Origin of the sequence: Arthrobacter sp. SD76, from assembly GCF_049726125.1 — a bacterium.
GTDB lineage: Bacteria > Actinomycetota > Actinomycetes > Actinomycetales > Micrococcaceae > Arthrobacter > Arthrobacter nitrophenolicus.
Genome location: NZ_JBNBLR010000001.1, coordinates 4,186,961 through 4,206,683 on the forward strand (window position 1 = coordinate 4,186,961; position 19,723 = coordinate 4,206,683).

The window sequence follows — 19,723 nt, forward strand, 5'->3', positions numbered from 1 at the left end:
GGGATCGAAGGCCACAATCACGCAACAAGGCTGGGGTAGCCTTGGAACGGCAGCCGAGTCGTCGGCGCATTCCTTTTTCCACCCACTGACTTCCGCGGCCGGGCTGGAACCGTGCGCATTGTGGCGCGCAATCACGTTGCCCACCCGCTCTTCCCGCAGAGCCAAGCACCTGGAGCCGCTCCTTGGCCGTCGCCGCCAGCACCCGTCCCGCCCGGCAACCGATTACCGTACTCACGGCCCTGCGCTCTCCACGGCAGCTTTCCCGCGAGGTCCTGGCCGGCATGGTCACCACCCTGGCCCTGGTCCCGGAAGTCATCTCCTTCTCGATCGTGGCCGGGGTGGATCCCATGGTGAGCCTCGTGGCCTCCATCGTCCTGGCCCTGGCGATGTCCATCCTGGGCGGACGGCCCGGCGTCATCACTGCCGCAGCCGGTTCCGTGGCGCTGGTGATCGCCCCTCTTGTGCATGAGCACGGTGTCCAGTACGTCCTGCCGGCGGTACTCCTGGCCGGCGTGATCCAGGTGGTCTTTGGCCTCGCGGGGCTTGCCCGGCTGATGCGTTTCATTCCGCGGTCGGTGATGATCGGGTTCGTCAATGCCCTGGGCGTGCTGATTTTCATGGCGCAGGTGCCGCACGTCATCAACGTCCCGTGGCTCGCCTATGTCCTGTTCGCCCTGACGTTCGCCATCATCTTCATCCTGCCGCGCTTCACCAGGGCCGTCCCGTCGCCGCTGGTGGCCATCGTGGTGGTCACGGCAATCGTCATCGCCGTCGGACTCACCGTTCCCGATGTCTCGGACGAGGGACCCCTCACCGGCCGGCTGCCCGGGATCACCCCCTTCCTTTTTCCCGTGACCCTCGAGACCTTCCAACTGGTCCTGCCCACGGCGCTGAGCGTGGCGTTTGTTGGCCTCATGGAAACCCTCCTGACGGCGAAACTCGTCGATGACATGACGGACACCCCCTCGCACAAGGGCCGTGAATCCTGGGCACTGGGCGTGTCCAACATTCTGGCCGGTTTCTACGGCGGGATCGCAGGCTGTGCAATGATCGGCCAGACCGTCCTGAATGTGAAGACCGGCCAGGCGCGCACCCGTATATCCACGTTTGTGGCCGGTCTGTTCCTGCTGGCGCTGGTGACCGGACTCAGCTCCGTCATGGGGCAGATCCCCATGGTGGCCCTGGCCGCGGTCATGATGGTCGTCGCGGTCACTACCGTCGACTGGCACAGCGTCAAACCGTCCACCCTGAAGAGGATGCCGGTGCCGGAGACGCTCGTCATGATGGTCACGGTCGCCGTCGTGGTCGTCACCGGCAACCTGGCGTACGGGGTGCTGGTGGGGGTCATCCTGGCGATGGTGTTGTTCGCCCGCCGCGTGGCGCACGTCATCAGCGTCGAGCGGAGCCTCGCGGATGACGGCGAAAGCGTCCGTTACGAGGTGGTGGGGCCGCTGTTCTTCGGCAGCAGCAACGACCTGGTGGAGCACTTCGCCTATGCGGACGACCCCGCCTCGGTGACCATTGACCTCAGCCGCGCCCAGGTCTGGGATGCCTCGACTGTCGCCGCCCTGGACTCGATCGAGACGAAATATGCCGGCCACGGGGCTGCGGTGGCAATCGTTGGGATGGATGAGCGCAGCACCGGCTTCCACGGCCGCCTCACCGGACATTTGGGCGCCTGAGCACACCGAAAGAGCGGGGCCGCGCGGCCCCGCTCTTTCCGGGTATGAGGCTTAGGAGAACCGTCCCGGCCGGAAGGTGGCGAGCATGGGGTGCTTCCTGCCGGTCAGGATCTCGCCGGCCAGGAGCTCACCGGCAATGAGGCCCAGGGTGGCGCCGGAGTGCGTGAAGGCGACGAAGCAGCCGGGCACCTGTCCCAGTTCGCCAAGGACCGGCTCGCCGTCGCCGGGGATCGGCTTGTAGCCCATCTTCCAGGACGCCGGCTTGAGCTCCGGGTTGCCGGCAACCAGCTTCGACGCCTCGTCGGCCAGCTCCTGCACAACCTCATCCGGGATGCTGAACGAGCCGTCCGCGTGCTCGGTGATGTGCTCCTCGTACCAGTCGTGGTCCAGCGCGAACGTGCCGCCGGGATTGGGCCGGAGCGCGGCCCGCGGGGTGTTCATCACCGCAGCGACATCGTGCTGCACCTGCTTGGTCACCACCAGCATCGACACCGGTGAGCCGTTGGGGATCCGGACGCCAAGGGGTTCGACGACGGCGGGCGTCGCCGCGCCGCACGCCACCAGGACGGCGTCGGCCGGGTAGGTCCCGCCCGCGGCCGTTTCCACCCCCGTGGCCCGTCCACCCTCCATCGTCACGGAGGTCTTGCCCGCGTTCAGGACGAGTTCACCGCCGCGGGAGTGGAATTCCTCCATCAGGAAGTCGATCAGGTCGGGCAGGCTGACCCAGCCCTCGCCCGGGTTGAAGATGGCCTTTTCCGGCACGGCGGCGGCGTCGATGCCGGGGGTAGCGGAAGCGATGTCACCGGGCCCGAGGAGCTTGGAGTCGTAGCCGATGGACTTCTCGTAGGCGTGCCGGAACTCGGTGGCAGCCTGCTGACCTTCGGTATTCCACATCAGGCCGCCGCCGAACTGCAGCCACTCCCGGGTGGGGTCAGCGGCAAAGAGGGTGCGGTAGCGGTCCACGCCGGCGACCCGCAGCTGGTGGTAGGCGGTGGAGCGTTCGCCGGCGGAATTGAGCCAGGACAGTGACCGGCCGCTGGCCTCGCTGGCCAGGCCGCGCTCGGTCAGCAGGATGACGGAGGCGCCTTCGCGGAGCAGGTGGACGGCGGTGGAAACGCCCAGGATGCCGCCGCCGATGACGGCGACGCGCTTGGTGGAGGCTGCAGAGGACATGGTGTCCCTTTCTGTGAAGCGTGATGGTGGTGGCGCGGCGACGCGCCGGAGCGAAAAATGGCGGGGTGCCTGATGTCAGGCCAGGGCGTGGATGCCTTCGATGACCCTCAGCACCTCGAGGGGTTCGGACGGGTTGACGGGCAACGGTCCGTCTCCGCGCAGTGCGGCGGAAAGCCCGGCGTAGAACTGCGGGTAGGCTCCCCGCTCCGCTGGCACGGGAACGGTGGCACCGTCCGCGCCCAGGAGCCCCCAACGCTCCTGGGGTTCCACACCGTAGGCGGGGTCCGACGGCGGCAGGTCGGCCGCGAGGGCAGGTTCCTGGCCGTCCAGTCCCCACTTTGTATAGCCGGACCGGGAGCCCAGGACGTGGAAGCGCGGACCAGCCTGGGCGGCCATGCCGTTCATCCACAGCCTTGAGCGGACGCCGGACGCGTGCTGCAGTGACACGAAGGCCTCGGTATCGGCGGCATCGGGGTGGGGCCCGCGGTTCGCCGTCTCGCCGTAGCTCCTGTCCACCGGGCCGAACAGCTGGATGGCCTGGTCGATGAGGTGCGCCCCCAGGTCGTGCAGGATGCCGCCGCCCTCGGCGAGGGACACGGTGTCCCGCCAGTTGCCGAAGCCTTCGGGACGCCACCACTCAAAGCGCGACTCGAAGCTGCTAATTTCGCCGAGTGCGCCCGACGCCAGGACTTTCCGGAGGGTCAGGAAGTCGGCGTCCCAGCGCCGGTTCTGGAATACGGTGAGCTGCACCCCGCCGTCGGCCGCCCTGCTGATCAGTTCCGCCCCCAGGTCCGACGTGGGAACGAAGGGCTTGTCCACCACCACGTGCAGTCCGTGGGCGATGGCCGTGGCGGCCAGCCCGAAGTGGGTGTCCGGCGGAGTGCCAAGGATAACCAGGTCGAGGTTTCCTGCCTCCTTGAAGAGTTCCTCCGGGGTGGGGAGGATCCGGGCCTGCGGGTAGAGCCTGGCTGCCTCAGCCACCCGCTCCAGGTGTGAGGTGACGATGACGTCGAGGGAGAAGCCTGGATTCGCGGCGATCAGCGGAGCGTGGAACACGCGGCCGGAAATTCCAAAGCCGACGACGGCAGTACGGATGGGTGCCGCTGCAACGGTCCGCATCACAGCACCTCGGACAGGAAGCGCTGGAGCCGCTCGCTGCGCGGATTGTCGAACAGCTGGGCGGGGGTACCGGCCTCCACCACTTCGCCTTCGTCCATGAAGACCACCTGGTCGGCCACCCTGCGGGCGAAGCCCATCTCGTGGGTCACCACCAGCATGGTCATTCCGCGGCGGCCCAGTCCGGCCATGAGGTTCAGCACGCCCTTGACCAGTTCCGGGTCCAGCGCGCTGGTGGCTTCATCGAAAAGCATGACCTCAGGCTCCATGGCAAGTGCCCGGGCAATGGCGACGCGCTGCTGCTGGCCGCCTGACAGGTCCCTGGGCCGGTGGTCGGCCCGCTCCGCCAGCCCCACCTCGGCGAGGCGGCGGCGGGCGAGCTCCATCGCCTGCGCCTTGGGCATCCCCTTGACGCTCCAGAGGGCCAGCGCCACGTTCTCCAGGGCCGTGTGGTCCGGGAACAGGTTGAAGTGCTGGAACACCATGCCGATTCGGGTCCGCAGGGTATCGGGATTGGCGCTGAGGGTGCTTTCCCCCGCGAGCAGCACCTCGCCGCTCTTCGGTTCGTGCAGCCGGTTGATCCCGCGCAGCAGGGTGGACTTGCCCGAACCTGATGGTCCGATGATGCAGGTGGTGGTGCCCGGAGCGACAGTGAGGCTGACGTCGCGCAGGACGTTGATGTCCCCGTAGGCCATGGTCAGGTTGCGCAGTTCCAGGCTTGAGCCGTGGAACGTCGAGGCGTCCGCCGCGGCGTTGTGGGCGGCTGTAGTTGGCAGGTTCATGTGTTGCTCCCGGTGGTGAGCGGCGAGGCCGCGTCGAGTTCCTTGACTTCCTTCAGCCCGCTGGTGGGGGCGGCGGGGCGACGGCGGCCGGTCCGGAACTTGTTGTCGAAGTAGTTCACGAGGTGGGTCAGCGGAACAGTGATCACCAGGTAGAAGACGCCCGCGGCGACCAGCGGGGAGAGGTTGCCGGACAGGACAGCTGCGTCCTGTCCCACGCGGAACAGTTCGCGTTCACTGACGAGCAGTCCCAGGAAGTAGACCAGCGAGGAGTCCTTGACGATGGCGATGAACTGGTTCACCAGTGCCGGAAGGACCCGGCGGACACCCTGCGGCACCACCACCAGGGCCATGGACTTGGCGTAGCTCATGCCCAGGGCCCGGCAGGCTTCGCCCTGGCCCTTGTCCACGCTGAGGATGCCGGCCCGGAAGATCTCACCGATGTACGCGCTGGCGATCAGGCTGAGCGCGATGATCCCCAGGGGTAGGGCGACGGACCGAAGATGGATTGGCTGAGGCGTGCGAAACCCTGGCCGATCAGCAGGATGGTGAGGATGGCGGGCAGGCCCCGGAAAAGGTCCGTGTAGATCCTGGCCGGAACGCGCAGCCACTTGGAGGGGGAAATGCCCATGACGGCAACCACCATTCCCAGCACCGTGCCAAGGAGGGTGGCTGCGATGGAAATGATCAGGGTATTGAGAAGGCCGACCCCCAGCAGCTGGGGAAGGACCTCGGCCATCGCGCCGAAGTCGAAGAAGGTACGGATGATGGTGTTGAGCCAGTCCATGGTTGCTCTCAGACGTTAGATGGTGTTGACGGTCCGGGCGGACTGCAGGATGCAGCCCGCCCGGTAAACGGCCTGGGCCTATTTGCTGGGCTCAGGCGAGGCGGTCTGCTCGGCTTTTGGCAGGTACTGCTCGGGCATCGGGGAACCCGGGAACCACTTCTGGTAGAGCTTCTTCCAGGTGCCGTCCTCCATGGCCTCCGCGAGTCCCTTGTTCAGGGCTTCCTTGAAGGCCGGCTTGTCCTTGGCCACGGCGAACCCTGCGGGGGCGTCGAAGGACGGGATGTCCGCGGCGCTGACCAAGCCGTGCTGTTCCTGGTAGGCCTTTGCGGCCTCGTAGTCCAGGAAGTGGGCGTCAACGGTACCGCTGTTGACCGCCGCAATGGCGGTGTTGTTGTCCGGGAAACGGACCAGGCTGGCCGACGTGAAGTTCTTCACGGCATAGGCTTCCTGGAGGGTCCCCTGGACCACGCCCAGCCGCTTTCCGGCAAGGCCGTCGGCGCTGGTGATGCCGGAGGTCTTGGTGGTGATGACGGTCAGGTATCCGGCCAGGTAGCCGTCGGAGAAGTCCACGGTCTCTTTGCGCTTGTCCGTGATGCCGATCGCGGCCACTCCGGCGTCGAACTGCCCGTTGGCCACGGCGGCAAGGAGGCCGGAGAAGTCCTGTCCGGTGAAGACCACGTTGTCTACGCCGGCGCGGTGGGCCACGTCCTTGAAGAGTTCCACATCGAAACCCGTGAAGTTGCCCGAGGCATCCGCGAAGGTGTACGGCTTCGAGTCACCCAGGCTGGCCACCCGGATGGTGCCGGGCTGGATCAGGCCGTAGGGGTTGTCCTCCGTGGTGGTGGAGGCGGCAGTGGTGGAGCCGCAGCCGGAGAGTGCAAGCACTGTGGCAAGGGCGGCCGCAGCCAGGCCGGCGGGGCGGAAGTTCAGTTTTTTCACAGCGTTGTCCAATCGTTGATGGGGAGGCGGTGCTGTCAGGGCCGCCAAAGAAAGTGGCCGATGTTCTTGTTGAGTCCGGTCTCAACACCTAGGATTGAGACCGGACTCACATCGATTGATAGAAATGTAGCCGAACTCACATGGGCCGTCAACAGCCCCGTCGAAAGGTGAAGATGAACGGTGAAGGAGCGAGGCGGCGGGACGTGACCGTCGCCGACGTCGCGAAGGCAGCCCAAGTGTCCAAGGCCCAGGCCGCAAGGGCTCTGGGCAACTACGGCGCCGTCAGCGACGATGTCCGCGAACGGGTACTCGCCGCAGCCGAGGCGCTTTCCTACCGCCCCAACGAGCTTGCCCGCAGCATGAACACGGGGAAATCGCACACCATCGGCGTGGTGGTGGGCGATATCGAAAACCCGCATTTCGGCCTTGCCACCCGGGGCATCACCGACGCCGCGAAGAAAGCGGGCTACAACGTCATCCTGGTCAACACGGATGAGGACCGGGCGGCCGAAGTGGAGGCCGTCCGGATCCTGCTGGACAAACGGGTGGACGGCCTGATCGTCGCACCCGCATCATCGGTGGATACCGCGCACCTCCAGCAGGTGCACCAGTCAGGCCGCCCTCTGGTCTTTATTGATCGGACCGGCGGGGACCTGGATGTGGAGACGCTGGCAGTGGACATGGCCAAGATTTCACTCGAGGCCACGCAGCATCTGCTCGAGGCCGGCCACCGCAGGATCGCCTTCATTTCCACGTTGCGGACCGACGCCCCCTACAAGCCGGGGATGACGCTGGACTCGTCGCAGATCGAGGACCGTTTGGAGGGAATGCAGAGGGCATTCCTGGCGGCAGGCCTTCCGTTCCCGGAGGACCTGGTCCGGCTGAATGCCGGAGACGCCGAATCCATCCGCAGCATTACCCGGGACGTCCTTCGCGGGCCGGAGCGGGCCACTGCGGTGGTCGCTTCCGATGGCCTGATCGCCCTCAGCGTGGTGGAGGCGATCCAGGAACTTGGACTGTCGATTCCCGGCGATGTTTCGTTCCTCATGTACGACGACTTCCCCTGGACCCGGCTCACCACCCCGCCCCTGACCGTAATCGCCCAGCCGGTCTACAACATGGGTGTGGCTGCAGCCAAGGCGCTGATCCGCCAGGTGGAGGGCCTTCCGCCTGCCGCACCGGCGCAGTTCACGGCTACCCTGGTGCGGCGCGGTTCGGTCGGACCGTGCCCGGACCTACAGGAGCCGGTCGCTGCGGGCCGTACGGTTGCGGCCCCCTGACTTCGCCACATACAACGCCGCGTCCGCGGCGGCGATGACGCTGTCCACCTCGGCGGTCCCGGCGTCGTACGTGGAAATTCCGTAACTGGCAGTCGGCATTTCCATGCCGTCCACCGTTGGCGCGGAGGCCAGGCGGCGGCTGATCTCTTCCGCGATCAGTTCGGCCCGCTCAGCACTGGCGCCGGGAATCAGGAGGACGAATTCTTCGCCGCCGTACCGGCCCACCAGGTCCGTGGACCGGACGGTGTCGGTGCAGGCTTCGGCGAAGCGCTGCAGGGCGATGTCCCCGGCGGCGTGGCCGTAGGTGTCGTTGACGGTCTTGAAGTGGTCCAGGTCCGCCAGGATCAGGGCGCCGGAACCGCGCGTGATGGTGCGGTCCGAGAGCAACTCGGCGGCCAGGTCAACGAAGGCCTTGCGGTTGAGCAGGCCGGTCAGGTCGTCCCGGGACGCGACCACCCGGAGGGCCCGCGTCTGCTGCTCGCTGCTGAGCGCCGCCATGCTGAAGGAGACCACCACCAGCAGCACCATGGTCACCAGGGTTGTCACTGCAGAGCCAAAGACCGTGGTGAAGGTGGGCCCGTGCTGTCCCTCGAACAGGAACGCCACCCAGCGGAAGAAGTAGAAGACGGCCAGGCCGCCGGCGGATACCGCCATGGGGATCCGGACCCGCGAATAGCCCGGCTCCAGGCGCCAGAGCTCGCGTGACGCCAGCCCGATGCTGACACTCATCGCGGCGAGGAACACCGGGCCGCCGGACCAGGTGTTCGTGGCAGGGTTGTCCAGGACGGAGGCCACCAGCGTGACCAGCGGGATGCCGGTGAACGCCCACTTCGGCGGAGGTACAGTCCGCAACGACCGCGCACCTGCCCAGACCGCCACCCCGCCATGCACCAGCAGCACGTTGCCCAGCGGATTGGCCCATATCTGGTGGACTGTGCCGTCCAGCAGGAAGCAGGCGGACCCCGTAAGGAAAAACAGGAGCGCCAGGCACCACCAGCCGCTGTACGGCGAGCGCGTGATCCGGTAGGCGGAGAAGTAGAACAGCAGCACCAGGACCAGGGCCATCAGGCCGAAGGCGATCCGGAGGGTCGCGGTGTCCAGAACCATGTCTTCGAAGTCCCCCCCCAACGCCGAATGCTGTGCCGACCATCAGTATCTCACCGGGCACGCGCATCGGCGTCGTACCCATGAACAGCCGCGGCGAAACCGCCTAAGGTGGTGCGATAAGCACAGGATTCCCGGACAGGACCACGAAAGGCCCGCCATGCTCCTCCTTTTCGGCTTCAAGACGGTGCTCAAGGCGCTGCCAGGAAAGCCCGCAACCTGCCAGTACTGCCGCTCCTTCGTCCATCACCACCTGGAAGAGCGCGCCACCAAGTTCACGCTGTTCTTCATTCCGGTGTTCACCACCTCCCGGAAATACAACATCACGTGCTCCAACTGCGGCTACGTCTCCTCCATCTCGGCGCGGCAGAAACGCGCCCTGGAACTGCAGCGCTGAGTTTCCGTTCTGGCTCTGGCCCCCGGCGGCGGCCGCGGCTAGAGTGGGACACGGTCGCCCCTGCCGTCCCCGGCAGAGCGGAGAGGACCCTTGGAGGGAATGGAGGTGGTTTTGATGACTGCAGTTGCCGTGCGCCCGGAGCGCCCCGCACCCATCAACCAGACCATTTCCCTCCGCTGCACGGTTCCAGCCTGACTTCCCTTTTTCTTTCGGCTGGGCGGTGCTGCGGGACTTACCCGAGGTAACCGACGTGACCAATCCTTCAGGGTTCTCCCTGACCAGCAGTGCAACAGACAATTCAAGCGACCCGGGCGGGCCGGTGGCCTATGGCTATACACCGGCAGTGGCCCGGCACTTCGCCGCCCACCCGCTGCCGGGAGCAACCGGCCGCGGCCGGGTGGTCCGCGTGGACCGCAACCTCCTGCTCGTGGCGGTGGACAACCAGCTCCTGCATCTTCCCTATCCCCTGGCCGGCGGCATTCCCGTCACGGGAGACTGGGTCTGGACGGGCCCCAACCGCGCCGGTGAATGCCAGATCCTGGCCGTCCTGCCGCGGCTGTCCGAACTGAGCCGCAAGCGGGCTTTCGAGAATTCGTCCGCGGCCCAGGTCCTGGCGGCGAACATGGACGTGGTGGGGGTGGTGGTTCCCGTGGACCGGCCGCTGACCCACAACCGGCTGGAGCGGACCCTTGTGGCAGCGTGGGACTCCGGCGCCACTCCCCTGGTGATCATCACCAAGGCCGACCTCGCCGCAGTGGCGGACGACGTCGTCGGGAAAGTCATTCTGCAGGCCGCCGGGGTGGAGGTGGTGACCACGTCCGCGGAAAACGGCGACGGGATTGACGAACTGCTGCAGCACATCCCTCCGGGCGGCACCATCGTGCTCCTGGGACCCTCCGGGGCAGGGAAGTCAACGCTGATCAACGCCCTGGTTGGCCGCGAGGTCCAGCACACCGGCGCGGTGCGCTCCGGCGACTTCAAGGGCAAGCACACCACCACGTCCAGGGAGCTGGTGCCGCTTGCCAACGGGACCGTGCTGATGGACACACCAGGGGTGCGCGGCTTCGGGCTGTTCGACGCCGAAGACGGCATGGAGGACATGTTCGGCGACGTGGAGGAACTGGCCGCCGGGTGCCGGTTCTCGGACTGCTCCCACCAGGGCGAACCCGGCTGCGCCGTACAGGAGGCCCTCGCGGACGGCAGCCTTCCCGAGCGGCGCTGGCACAGCTACCTGAAGCTGCAGCGCGAGCTGGCCGCCCTGGCCCGGCGCAGCAGCGTGGCCGCCCAGCGCGCGTACCACCGGGAATGGCACCATAAGGTGGTGTCGGCCGGGAAGTCGCAGCGCTGGGCGGAGCGGGACCTGGCCGAACGGCAGGACCGCGCCGGCGGGAAGGACCGGAAGCGGCGGCGGTGAGGGTCCGGAGGCCGGCGGTGAGCGCACCAGAGGCGTTCAACGTTGTAAACTCAGCGTAACCGGCCTCCGGGCCTCAAACCTTTTGCAGGGGGATCCATGGCGGCCACGCTCCACGATGTTGCCCGGGTAGCGGGCGTGTCCTTCAAGACGGTGTCCAATGTCATCAACAACCACCCGCACGTCCGGGAATCCACCCGCGCCAAGGTGGAGCAGGCTATCCGCGAGCTGGGGTACCGGCCCAACCTCACGGCCCGCAGCCTTCGTTCCGGACACACCGGCGCCATCACGCTCGCGTTGCCCCAGCTGAGCCTCCCCTACTTCGCCGAACTGGCCGACGCCGTCATCGAGGCCGCGGCAAAGTGCGGGCTGGTGGTGCTGGTGGAGCAGACCGGCGCCGACCGCGACCGGGAACTCGAGGTCATGGCCAGCCCGCGGCTGAAGATGTCCGACGGCCTGATCTTCAGCCCCCTGGCGCTCGGGCAGGAGGACGCGGACCTGATCAAGGCCGAGGTGCCCATCGTACTTCTCGGCGAGCGCATCTTCGGCAGCACCTCCGACCACGTCACCATGCAGAACGTGACGGCGGCCCGCACCGCCACCGAGCACCTGCTGGACCTGGGCCGGAAGCGGATCGCCGTGGTGGGCGCCCACGAGGGTGAGGTCATCGGTTCCGCCGGCCTCCGCCTGCGCGGCTACCGGGAGGCCCTCGAGGCCAGGGGCATTCCGTACGACGACGGCATCGTGGCCTACGTGGTGGACTGGCACCGGTCCAACGGCGCCGCCGCCATGCACGACCTCCTGGACCGCGGGGCCCAGTTTGATGCCGTCTTCGGGTTGAATGACACGCTCGCCCAGGGTGCCGTGCGGGTGCTGCAGGAGGCCGGGTTCCGAGTGCCGGACGATGTGGCGGTGATCGGCTTCGACGACCTGGACGAAACCCGGTACTCCCTTCCCACCCTCAGCACCGTGGATCCCGGCCGCACGGAGATTGCCGAGACTGCCATCCGGATGCTGATGGACCGCATCAAGGACCCGGCCGGAATGCCGCCCCGCGAGGTCGAGACGGCATTCCAGGTGGTGCCGCGGGAGTCAACAGTGGGACGCGCGGCGGCCGTCCCGGCGTAGGGCCTACTCCCACCGCACTTTTGGCCAGCGGTCCTTCCACTCCAGCCCGGCCAGCCCCAGCCGGAAAGCGCCGTCGAGCTCCTCCGCGTAGTAGTGGAAGGCAAGGACGTTCCCGGAGACGGACTGCCCGCCCGGCCCCACCCGCCCGCCGTCGGATGCGAGCAACGGCGTGCCGCCGCCGTCGAGCAGGTCCTTGCCCTCCGCGTCCACGTAGGGGCCGGTGATGCTGTCCGACCTCCCGACGGCGATGTTGTAGGTGCTTTCCAGCCCCTGGCAGCAGAAATCGCGGGAGAAGAACAGATAGTAGGCACCGTCGTGCGGCAGGATATAGGGCGCTTCAATGGCGTTGGGCGGGGCCTGCCGGTCCGCGATGGCCACCGGTTCTTCCGTCCCCGCCCGCAGGCCGCTTGGCCACTCGAGCTCCACCAGCTGCAGCCCGGCCCAGAAGGATCCGAAGGACAGCCAAGGCCTGCCGTCCTGGTCCTCGGCAATGCCCGGATCAATCGCGTTGAACGCTTTCCCCTTGGACGAGATCACCTCGCCCCGGTCCACCCACTCATAGTTGGGGTCCGCAGGGTCAAGGGTGGTGTTGGTGGCCAGGGCGATGACGGAGAGGTTCCTGCCGAAGGTGGAGGCGGAGTAGTAGAGGTACCAGGTCCCGTCATGCTCGTAGAGTTCGGGCGCCCAGAGGTTGTCCACACCCGGCACCGCCTCCGCAAGCCAGGCCGGCTTCTCCTGCCACACCTCGCCGGCATACTCCCAGTCCACGCCGTCCGCGGACCGACGCACCTGGATGTTGCCGTCTGCCACCTGCCCGTTGCCGGTGGAATAGATGAACCAGGGCTCCCCGTCCTCCCCCTTGACCAGGGCCGGATCGTGGGTGAAGAAATCGCCCGTGAGTCCGGCGTGCTTCGCCTCGGGTGCCGCCCCGGGTGCGGCGCACCCGGCCAGGACAAGGACGACGGCGGCCAGCGCCGCTGCCAGCCAGGCCCCCGGCGGGCGGCGGGCAGCGGCGCCTGTGGCTGGTGACGGCACGTCAGCCAAGCGCGACGGCGGACCAGGACACCGGAGGCAGCGTCACCGTGAGCGTGCCCTCGTCCAGGACAACGCCGTCGAGCTGCTTCAGGCCAACCCGGTCCTGGTCCTGGAGGGTGTTCTTGGCGTAGACGTCCTCGTCGTGCAGGGTCACTGCCTCGGTGACCACCGTGGCGTTGAGTTCAGCGACGTTGACGGTCACGTCGATGGACTCGGTCTGGCTGCGGTTCACCAGGAAGATGGCCGACTCTCCGGTGGCGGCGTCGGTGGTTGCCACGGAGTCCACCAGCGGGGCATCGCCGTACACCGCCGTCGTGTAGGTTCCTGCCTCGATGCGGGGACGGAGCACCTCACCCTTTGCCAGCCGGGACGTGACGGAGAACGGGAAGAACGTTGTCTGGCGCCAGGTGTCGCCGCCGGGCTCGGTCATGATGGGGGCAATCACGTTGACCAGCTGGGCGAGGGAGGCTGCGGCCACCCTGTCATGGTTCTTCAGGAGCGTCATCAGCAGGTTGCCGAACACCACGGCGTCGGCCACGGAGTAGGTATCCTCCAGCTGGCGCGGAGCGTGCGTCCATTCCTCGTTGACCTCGTCGGAAGCCTGGTGCTCGTCCAGGTACCAGATGTTCCATTCGTCGAAGGAGAGCTGGATGGTCTTCTTGCTCTTGAGCTTGTGCTTGACGTGGTCGGCGGTGGCCACCACGGTTTCGATGAAGTACTGCATGTCCAGCGAGGACGCCAGGTAGGAGCCCAGGTCGCCGTTGCGCTCCTGGTAGTAGGCATGGCAGGAGATGTAGTCCACGTAGTCGTAGCTGTGCTCCAGGACCACGCGCTCCCATTCGCCGAACGTGGGCATGGCGGACCCGGAGGAGCCGCAGACCACCAGTTCCAGGTTCTTGTCCGCAGTCTTCATGGCCGACGCGGTGCGGGCAGCCAGCTTGCCGTAGTCCTCGGCGGACATGTGCCCGATCTGCCAGGGCCCGTCCATCTCGTTGCCCAGGCACCACATGCGAATGTTGTACGGGTCCTTGGCACCGTTGGCGATGCGCTGCTCGCTGAGCGCCGTGCCTGACGGGTGGTTGGTGTACTCCAGCAGGTCCAGGGCGGCCTCGATGCCCCGGGTGCCCAGGTTGACGGCCATCATGAGTTCCGAGCCGGTGAGCTTGCACCAGCGGGCAAATTCGTCCAGGCCCACCTGTTCGGATTCGAGTGAGTGCCAGGCGAGGTCCCGCCGCACGGGCCGCTGGTCGCGGGGGCCCACGCCGTCCTCCCAGCGGTAGCCCGAGACAAAGTTGCCGCCGGGGTAGCGGATGGTGCTGGAGCCGAGTTCCTTGACCAGTTCGATGACGTCCAGGCGGAAGCCATCCTCATTGGCAGTGGGGTGGCCGGGCTCGTAGATCCCGTCGTAGACGCAGCGGCCGAGGTGTTCCACGAAGGAGCCGAAGATCCGGCGGTTGACGGGGGCCACAACGGCGTCCCGGTTCACGGTGATGACAGTGGGTGCCACGACAGCCAGGTGGGTCTGTTCGGCAGCGGCGGAGGTGATGGTCACGGTTTTTCCTATTCTTTATAACGTTGTAGAACTAGCGAAGGACGAGTTGAAGTGTGCGTGAGGGTGCAGATCGGCTTAGGGGCTTGCGGGCTCCAGCCCGCCGAGCCTCCGGCCCACCAGCCATCCGGACAGGAGCAGGGGAAGCGAAGCGCCGACCAGGGGCACCAGCACCGTCATTCCGGAGAAAATGACAGTGGCCGCCGCCAGGGTTGCCAGCAGGGAAAGGCCCATCACGGGCGAGATGAGCGGCAGCATGAACGCTGCCCGCCATGTCCTGCTAACGGTGTCCCGGTACCGGGCGCAGATGGACACCGCCGTAGCGGCTGCAGCAATGGTCACGGCGGCGACCACCGCGGACAGGACCAGCAGGACGGCCCGCATCAGGGGCGGCATCGCGGTCCCAGCCGGACCCAGCAGGGTCCCGACGTTGAATACCAGTACGACGCCGGCGGTCCAGAACGCGGCTCCCACCAGGTTGGCGCGCCGGAACTGGTACCGGTAGGCGGTGACGAAGTCACGTACCACATGGTCTCCGGCCGAACCGTCCCGCAGCCTGCCCAGGACCGTGCTCGCGGCCACTGCTGCAGGGAACAGGCCCAGGACCACGAGTCCGGCCAGGGTTCCTGCCACAAAGAGCACGTTGACCAGGACCAGGGCTGTGGAGAAGCGGAGCCAGCCCATCAGGCGGCCTGCCCACCCCATCGGCTGATCATTCATAGGGCGACATCCGGGTTCCGCTCCAGGCCACCCCGTGCTGGTCCAGGCCGCTGAAGGACAAGGCCGGGCGGCTGCGGGACCAGTCCCAGGAACCAAAAACCACGGCATCGAGTTCAACGGCACCATCGGGGCTGCCGGGAGCAGCAACGCGGAGCCTCATCTGTTCGGGGGCGCCCGCGGAAACTGCTCCGCCCGCGTCAATGCACTCGACGCTCAGGGCCACCGCCGTGACGAGGTCAGGCGATTCCGGGGCGAAGCGGAGGACCTGCCAGGTTCCCGCGACTGGAACGGAAGTAGGCAGCGCCTCACGCCCTGCCCCTGCGAAGGGCTGGGGCGCGACGACGGGCCAGCCGGAAGCGGTGAAGAAGATCCGGCGCAGCTGCACCACATGCTGGCTGGGATCAGCCGCGAAGCGGACGTGGTGGACCGCGAAGTGCTCGGCCCGCCCGTCCGGCCCCTCCTGCGTCAGGACAGAGTTGTGGCCCGGCGCGAGCCAGCCCGTGCCGCCGTCGAACTGGTAGCTGCCCAGCACCTTCGTACCCACCGACGCGGGCGGGGACTCCAGGTCCGTCATCGGGTTGCCCAGGAAGTCGCGGTAGGGGCCGGTGATGCAGTCCGCCACCGCCACCCGGATGTTGTAGGTGCTGAACAGGGAGTCGTAGGAGCAAAAGAGGACATACGCATCGTCCTCCGGGCGGTACAGCACAAAAGCCCCTTCGACTGCGCCCTCCACGGACTTGGGGCGGCGGGCGATGACGGTTCCGAGGTCGCCCTCCACCAGGGCCAGGCCCGTTGCGGCGTCCAGCGGCAGCGTGTAGATCCCCGAGAAGAAGGACCCGTACGTAAGCCACGGCTTTCCGTCGGCATCGAAGGTGACCGCCGCATCTATGGCGTTCTGGGAATGTTCGCCGGCGCGGGTGGCCACCACAAGGCCGCGGTCCTCCCAGGGCCCGGCCGGTGAGGAAGCAACAGCAAGTCCTATGGCTGAGGTGTTGGAGCCGAATGTGGACGCCGAGTAGTACATGTGCCATCCGCCGCCGGGCCAGCGGACCACATCGGGCGCCCAGAGGCCCTGCGCGCCGGACCAGGCTGCGGCTGGTTGCGGGACGCCGTCGAACGCCGTGCCGGCGTAGGTCCACTCCACGAGGTCGGTGGAGGTCCTGATATGTACCCCTGCAGGAATATCTTGCGCGTTGGCAACGGCATCGGTGGAGAACATGAAGTAGGTGCCGTCGTCCTGCACCACCGTAGGGTCGTGGGCGTGGCGGGAGCCCCATGACGCAGATGGTGGGTTGGCGCCAGCGGGAAGCGGAAGCAGTTCGCGGGAAACATCAGTATCGGTGGCCACGGCTCAGCCCTTGGATCCGGACAGCGCAATGGACTCGATGATCTGGCGCTGGAAGACCACAAAGACGATCAGCACCGGCAGGAGCGCCACGAAGGACGCCGCCATGATCAACGGGTAGTCCGTCTGGATGGCGTACTGGGCGTTGAAGTTCGCGATCACCAGCTGCAGCGTCTGGGTGCCGGGCGAATTCAGGTAGATGATGGGGGCCAGGTAGTCGTTCCACATGGCCATGAACCAGAGGATGAACTGCGCCGCCAGCGCCGGCCGGATGGCGGGCATGATGAGGGTCCAGAAAATCTGCAGGTAGGAGGCACCGTCGATGCGGGCCGCCTCCACGATGGAATCGGGGATGCTGTTCAGGAACTGGCGCAGGAAGAAGATCATGATGATGTTCCCGAAGAGTCCCGGCACGATCAGCGGCAGAAGCGTGTCCACCCAGCCGATGCTGGCGAAGATGGTGAACTGCGGAATCATCAGCGTGGGAAACGGGATCATGAGCCCGGACAGGAGTCCCAGGAACAGGACGTTCTTGAAGGGCATGCGCATCTTCGCGAAGGCAAAGGCTGCGAGCGCGGACGTCAGTGAACCCACGATGGTCACGGAGCAGGCCACGATCAGGCTGTTCTGGATGCCGCTGAGGAGCGGGCCGGCAGTCCAGATGCGGGCGTAGTTCTCCCAGACGAAGGGGTCCGGAATCCATTGCGGCGGAAGCGCAAACACCCCGTCCTTCGTCTTGAGGGAGGTGGAGAAGGTCCAGGCCAGCGGGGCAATCATGACGATCGCGCCCACGCTCAGGACCAGGGTGGTGATGACATTGCCAACGCGGAGCGTTTCCTTGGTGGACCGCGGGCGGCCGCCTGTGGGGCGGGAAGCAGACTTACCTGCGCCCCCGCTGCCGTCGGGGAGTTCCTGCGTGGGTTCCAGCGGCGGAGTGGTGATGACATGCTGTGCGGACATGGCTGCCTGCCTCAATCGATCGAGAACTGGTTGCGGCGGTTGAGCCGGAACTGGATGAAGGTGATAGCGAAAACCAGCAGCCCCAGGACCACGGACATGGCGGACGCGTAACCCATCTGGAGGTTGTCGAACGCCTTCTGCCAGATGTACCAAACGATGGAAGCGGACTGGAACTCGGGGCCACCGGTGGGGGTCATGATGTTGATTTCCACGAAGATCTGGGAGCCGCCGATGATGCTGGTGACGATCAGGAAGAACGTGACCGGCCGGACCATGGGGATGGTGATGTGCCGGAACTGCTGCCAGGCCGATGCGCCGTCCAGGGCCGCTGCCTCGTAGAGGTACTGGGGCACCGACTGGAGGGCGGCCAGGTAGAGCAGCATGGAGTACCCCAGGCCCTTCCAGATGGCCATGATGATGAGGGCCGGCTTGACGGTGTTGGTGTCCTGGAGCCAGTTGGGGCCGTCAATTCCCACCAGGGCCAGGCCCTGGTTGATCAGGCCGAAGTCTCCGTTGAAGGCCCACTGCCAGAGAATCGCGACGGCGGCGATCGAGGAGATGACCGGGAGGTAGTAGACGGTGCGGAAGAAGGTGGTTCCGCGCATCTTCCGGTTCATGGCCAGCGCCAGGCCCAGCGAGATGGCCAGGCCGACGGGGATCCCGATCATCATGTAGAGGGTGTTCCACAGCGACTGGAGGAAGTAGCGGTCACCGAACATCTTGGTGTAGTTGTCCAGTCCCTTGAAGACCGGCGCCGAGATGCCGTTCCAGTTGGTGAAGGAGGCATACACCGAGAAAAGGAGCGGGAAGAGCGTAAAGAGGAGGAAGCCGATCACCGGTATGGCAACAAAAGCGAGGGCCGCCTGGTGTTCTTTCCGGTGGAGCCGTGAGCGGCGCGGGCGCGTTGTGGTTGTTGTCATACCGGTGATCCCTCCCGCTAGTTTCCGGCCTGCTGGTTGGCGGCGTCCAGGAATTCCTGCATCCTGGGCTGCGCTTCCTTCAGGTAGTCGGCGGCGGTCTGCTTGCCGTCCAGGACGGGCTGGATGTTGGTGAACAGTTCGTCATACCACTCGGCGTTGAAAGTATTGCCGCCGGGCAGGGCGCGGCCGTAGTCCTTCACGATCTGCAGGAACTCTTCCTTGTTGGCCGGCTTGGTGCTGGTGTCCGCAGCCCAGGCCTCGGCCATGTCCTTGAGGTTGGGGATCTGGATGCCGGCGTCCACCAGGCTCTGCTGGGCTTCCTTGTTGGCTGTCAGGTACTCCACGAGCTTGACGGCGTCCTCCGGGTGCTTGGTGCTTTCGGAGACGGCGATGCCCAGCGTTCCGATCCAACTGGCGGTTTCGCCGCTGTCCCCGGCCGGGTAGGGGATGACGTCCCAGTCGAAGCCCAGCTTCTGGTAAGTGGACAGGTCCCAGGGGGCGATGGGGAAGAACCCGATTTCGCCCTTCATCCAGCGCTGGTAGGTGTCCAGGGTCTGCGCCTCAGCCACGGACGGCGTGACGCCGTGGACGTTCTGCAGGTCCGCGAACCACTGCAGCGATTCAGCGAACTCGGGCGTATCCACCGTCACCTTTGTCCGGTCTTCGTTGAGCCAGTCACCGCCGTTGGACCAGACGAAGGGCTGCAGGTTCCACTGGACGTTCAGGCCGGTGCCCCACTGGTCAAGGGTGCCGTCGCCGTTTGTGTCCTGGGTGAGCTTTTTCGCGGCTGCCACGAACTCGTCGAAAGTGTATGGCTTGTCTTTGTCCGGCAGCGGGATTCCTGCCTTTTCCAGCATGGTCTTGTTGTAGCCGAAGGAGAACGGGCCCACGTCCTTGGGCAGGGCGTAGATGGCACCTTCACCTACGCGCTTGCCGTCATACCGGTAGCTGTCCACGCCGTATTCCCAGATGTTGTCCAGGTCGATAGTGTCAGAGCCCTCAACGTACTCGGTGATGTCCTTGACGATGCCGTTCTGCACATAGGCCTGGACGTCGCCGGGGCCGATGTAGAAGACGTCCGGAACCTGCTTGCCGGCGATCGCCGCCTTCAGCTTGGTGGCGTACTGGTCCGCGGTGGTGACAATGATTTCCACGTCCACCCCGTTATCCGCTTCGAACTGCGAGACTGCCTGCTCATAGGCCTTTTTCTCGTCCTCACCTCCCCTGAACATGAACGTGAGTTTCTTTTCGCCGCTGTCCTCGGCGGAGGGGGCGGAGCAACCGCCGAGCATCAGGCCGGCGGCGGTAAAGAGCGCCAGGGTCGCGGCCATGGGACGTGACTTCATCATCACGCAGTCCTTCCGGGTTGGGTGGAGCACACAAGTGTATGGGTGAGGC

Annotated in this window: 17 protein-coding genes and 1 pseudogene; 5 read left to right on the forward strand and 13 right to left on the reverse strand. The window is 66.3% G+C overall.

Translation table 11 applies throughout. From position 1 onward, the window contains the following. The first annotated feature begins 182 nt into the window (after positions 1-182). Positions 183-1,682 carry a SulP family inorganic anion transporter gene (locus ACPEE0_RS20255; protein WP_424575173.1) on the forward strand — a complete coding sequence of 500 codons (1,500 nt, stop codon included), beginning with the start codon at positions 183-185 and terminating at the stop codon, positions 1,680-1,682. 51 nt (positions 1,683-1,733) lie between these two features. Here ACPEE0_RS20255 and ACPEE0_RS20260 read toward each other — a convergent pair whose 3' ends face one another. The 5 genes and pseudogenes from ACPEE0_RS20260 to ACPEE0_RS20280 form a co-directional block, all read right to left on the reverse strand. Beyond that, a complete protein-coding gene (locus tag ACPEE0_RS20260; protein WP_407710294.1) occupies positions 1,734-2,855 on the reverse strand; it encodes an NAD(P)/FAD-dependent oxidoreductase in 1,122 nt (373 codons plus the stop codon). Between the two features lie 75 nt (positions 2,856-2,930). Then, positions 2,931-3,974 carry a Gfo/Idh/MocA family protein gene (locus tag ACPEE0_RS20265; protein ID WP_407710293.1) on the reverse strand — a complete coding sequence of 348 codons (1,044 nt, stop codon included), beginning with the start codon at positions 3,972-3,974 and terminating at the stop codon, positions 2,931-2,933. Continuing rightward, positions 3,974-4,753 carry an amino acid ABC transporter ATP-binding protein gene (locus tag ACPEE0_RS20270; protein WP_133350207.1) on the reverse strand — a complete coding sequence of 260 codons (780 nt, stop codon included), beginning with the start codon at positions 4,751-4,753 and terminating at the stop codon, positions 3,974-3,976. The genes ACPEE0_RS20265 and ACPEE0_RS20270 overlap by 1 nt, the downstream gene beginning before the upstream one ends. Beyond that, positions 4,750-5,537, reverse strand: a pseudogene (locus ACPEE0_RS20275) (amino acid ABC transporter permease). The gene ACPEE0_RS20270 and the pseudogene ACPEE0_RS20275 overlap by 4 nt, the downstream one beginning before the upstream one ends. A 78-nt stretch (positions 5,538-5,615) precedes the next feature. Then, on the reverse strand, positions 5,616-6,476 hold the full coding sequence (locus ACPEE0_RS20280; RefSeq protein WP_407710292.1) for an ABC transporter substrate-binding protein: 861 nt from the start codon (positions 6,474-6,476) through the stop codon (positions 5,616-5,618). A 173-nt stretch (positions 6,477-6,649) separates the two neighbouring features. Here ACPEE0_RS20280 and ACPEE0_RS20285 point away from each other — a divergent pair, with 173 nt between their 5' ends. After that, complete coding sequence (locus ACPEE0_RS20285; RefSeq protein WP_407710291.1) at positions 6,650-7,756, forward strand: LacI family DNA-binding transcriptional regulator; 1,107 nt, start codon at positions 6,650-6,652, stop codon at positions 7,754-7,756. On the opposite strand, the gene ACPEE0_RS20290 is transcribed toward ACPEE0_RS20285, so the two are convergent. Then, positions 7,712-8,863: a GGDEF domain-containing protein gene (locus ACPEE0_RS20290; RefSeq protein ID WP_035752809.1), complete on the reverse strand. Its 1,152-nt coding sequence runs from the start codon at positions 8,861-8,863 to the stop codon at positions 7,712-7,714. The genes ACPEE0_RS20285 and ACPEE0_RS20290 overlap by 45 nt on opposite strands. A gap of 157 nt (positions 8,864-9,020) precedes the next feature. Between ACPEE0_RS20290 and ACPEE0_RS20295 the strand changes: the two genes are divergently transcribed. From ACPEE0_RS20295 to ACPEE0_RS20305, 3 genes are all read left to right on the forward strand, one after another. After that, on the forward strand, positions 9,021-9,257 hold the full coding sequence (locus ACPEE0_RS20295; protein WP_009358071.1) for a zinc-ribbon domain-containing protein: 237 nt from the start codon (positions 9,021-9,023) through the stop codon (positions 9,255-9,257). Between the two features lie 250 nt (positions 9,258-9,507). After that, a complete protein-coding gene (gene rsgA, locus ACPEE0_RS20300; RefSeq protein WP_407710290.1) occupies positions 9,508-10,671 on the forward strand; it encodes a ribosome small subunit-dependent GTPase A in 1,164 nt (387 codons plus the stop codon). A gap of 96 nt (positions 10,672-10,767) precedes the next feature. Beyond that, complete coding sequence (locus tag ACPEE0_RS20305) at positions 10,768-11,796, forward strand: LacI family DNA-binding transcriptional regulator (RefSeq protein ID WP_009358073.1); 1,029 nt, start codon at positions 10,768-10,770, stop codon at positions 11,794-11,796. Positions 11,797-11,799: 3 nt separating this feature from the next. Here ACPEE0_RS20305 and ACPEE0_RS20310 read toward each other — a convergent pair whose 3' ends face one another. The 7 genes from ACPEE0_RS20310 to ACPEE0_RS20340 all read right to left on the reverse strand — a co-directional run bounded on the left by ACPEE0_RS20310 (position 11,800) and on the right by ACPEE0_RS20340 (position 19,674). Next, positions 11,800-12,831 (reverse strand): arabinan endo-1,5-alpha-L-arabinosidase, encoded by a 1,032-nt coding sequence (locus ACPEE0_RS20310; protein ID WP_407710289.1) that lies wholly within the window; start codon positions 12,829-12,831, stop codon positions 11,800-11,802. A 1-nt stretch (position 12,832) separates the two neighbouring features. After that, the gene (locus tag ACPEE0_RS20315; RefSeq protein ID WP_424575322.1) at positions 12,833-14,338 is read right to left on the reverse strand and encodes an alpha-N-arabinofuranosidase; all 1,506 of its coding nucleotides are present in this window, start codon (positions 14,336-14,338) and stop codon (positions 12,833-12,835) included. A gap of 120 nt (positions 14,339-14,458) precedes the next feature. After that, positions 14,459-15,085, reverse strand: a complete 627-nt coding sequence (locus tag ACPEE0_RS20320; RefSeq protein ID WP_424575174.1) for a YesL family protein — start codon at positions 15,083-15,085, stop codon at positions 14,459-14,461. 7 nt (positions 15,086-15,092) lie between these two features. Continuing rightward, positions 15,093-16,448 (reverse strand): arabinan endo-1,5-alpha-L-arabinosidase, encoded by a 1,356-nt coding sequence (locus ACPEE0_RS20325; protein ID WP_407710287.1) that lies wholly within the window; start codon positions 16,446-16,448, stop codon positions 15,093-15,095. Between the two features lie 3 nt (positions 16,449-16,451). Then, positions 16,452-17,405, reverse strand: a complete 954-nt coding sequence (locus tag ACPEE0_RS20330; RefSeq protein WP_407710286.1) for a carbohydrate ABC transporter permease — start codon at positions 17,403-17,405, stop codon at positions 16,452-16,454. Between the two features lie 11 nt (positions 17,406-17,416). Then, a complete protein-coding gene (locus ACPEE0_RS20335) occupies positions 17,417-18,325 on the reverse strand; it encodes a carbohydrate ABC transporter permease (RefSeq protein ID WP_407710285.1) in 909 nt (302 codons plus the stop codon). Between the two features lie 17 nt (positions 18,326-18,342). After that, positions 18,343-19,674, reverse strand: a complete 1,332-nt coding sequence (locus tag ACPEE0_RS20340; protein ID WP_009358079.1) for an ABC transporter substrate-binding protein — start codon at positions 19,672-19,674, stop codon at positions 18,343-18,345. Positions 19,675-19,723: the final 49 nt, after the last annotated feature.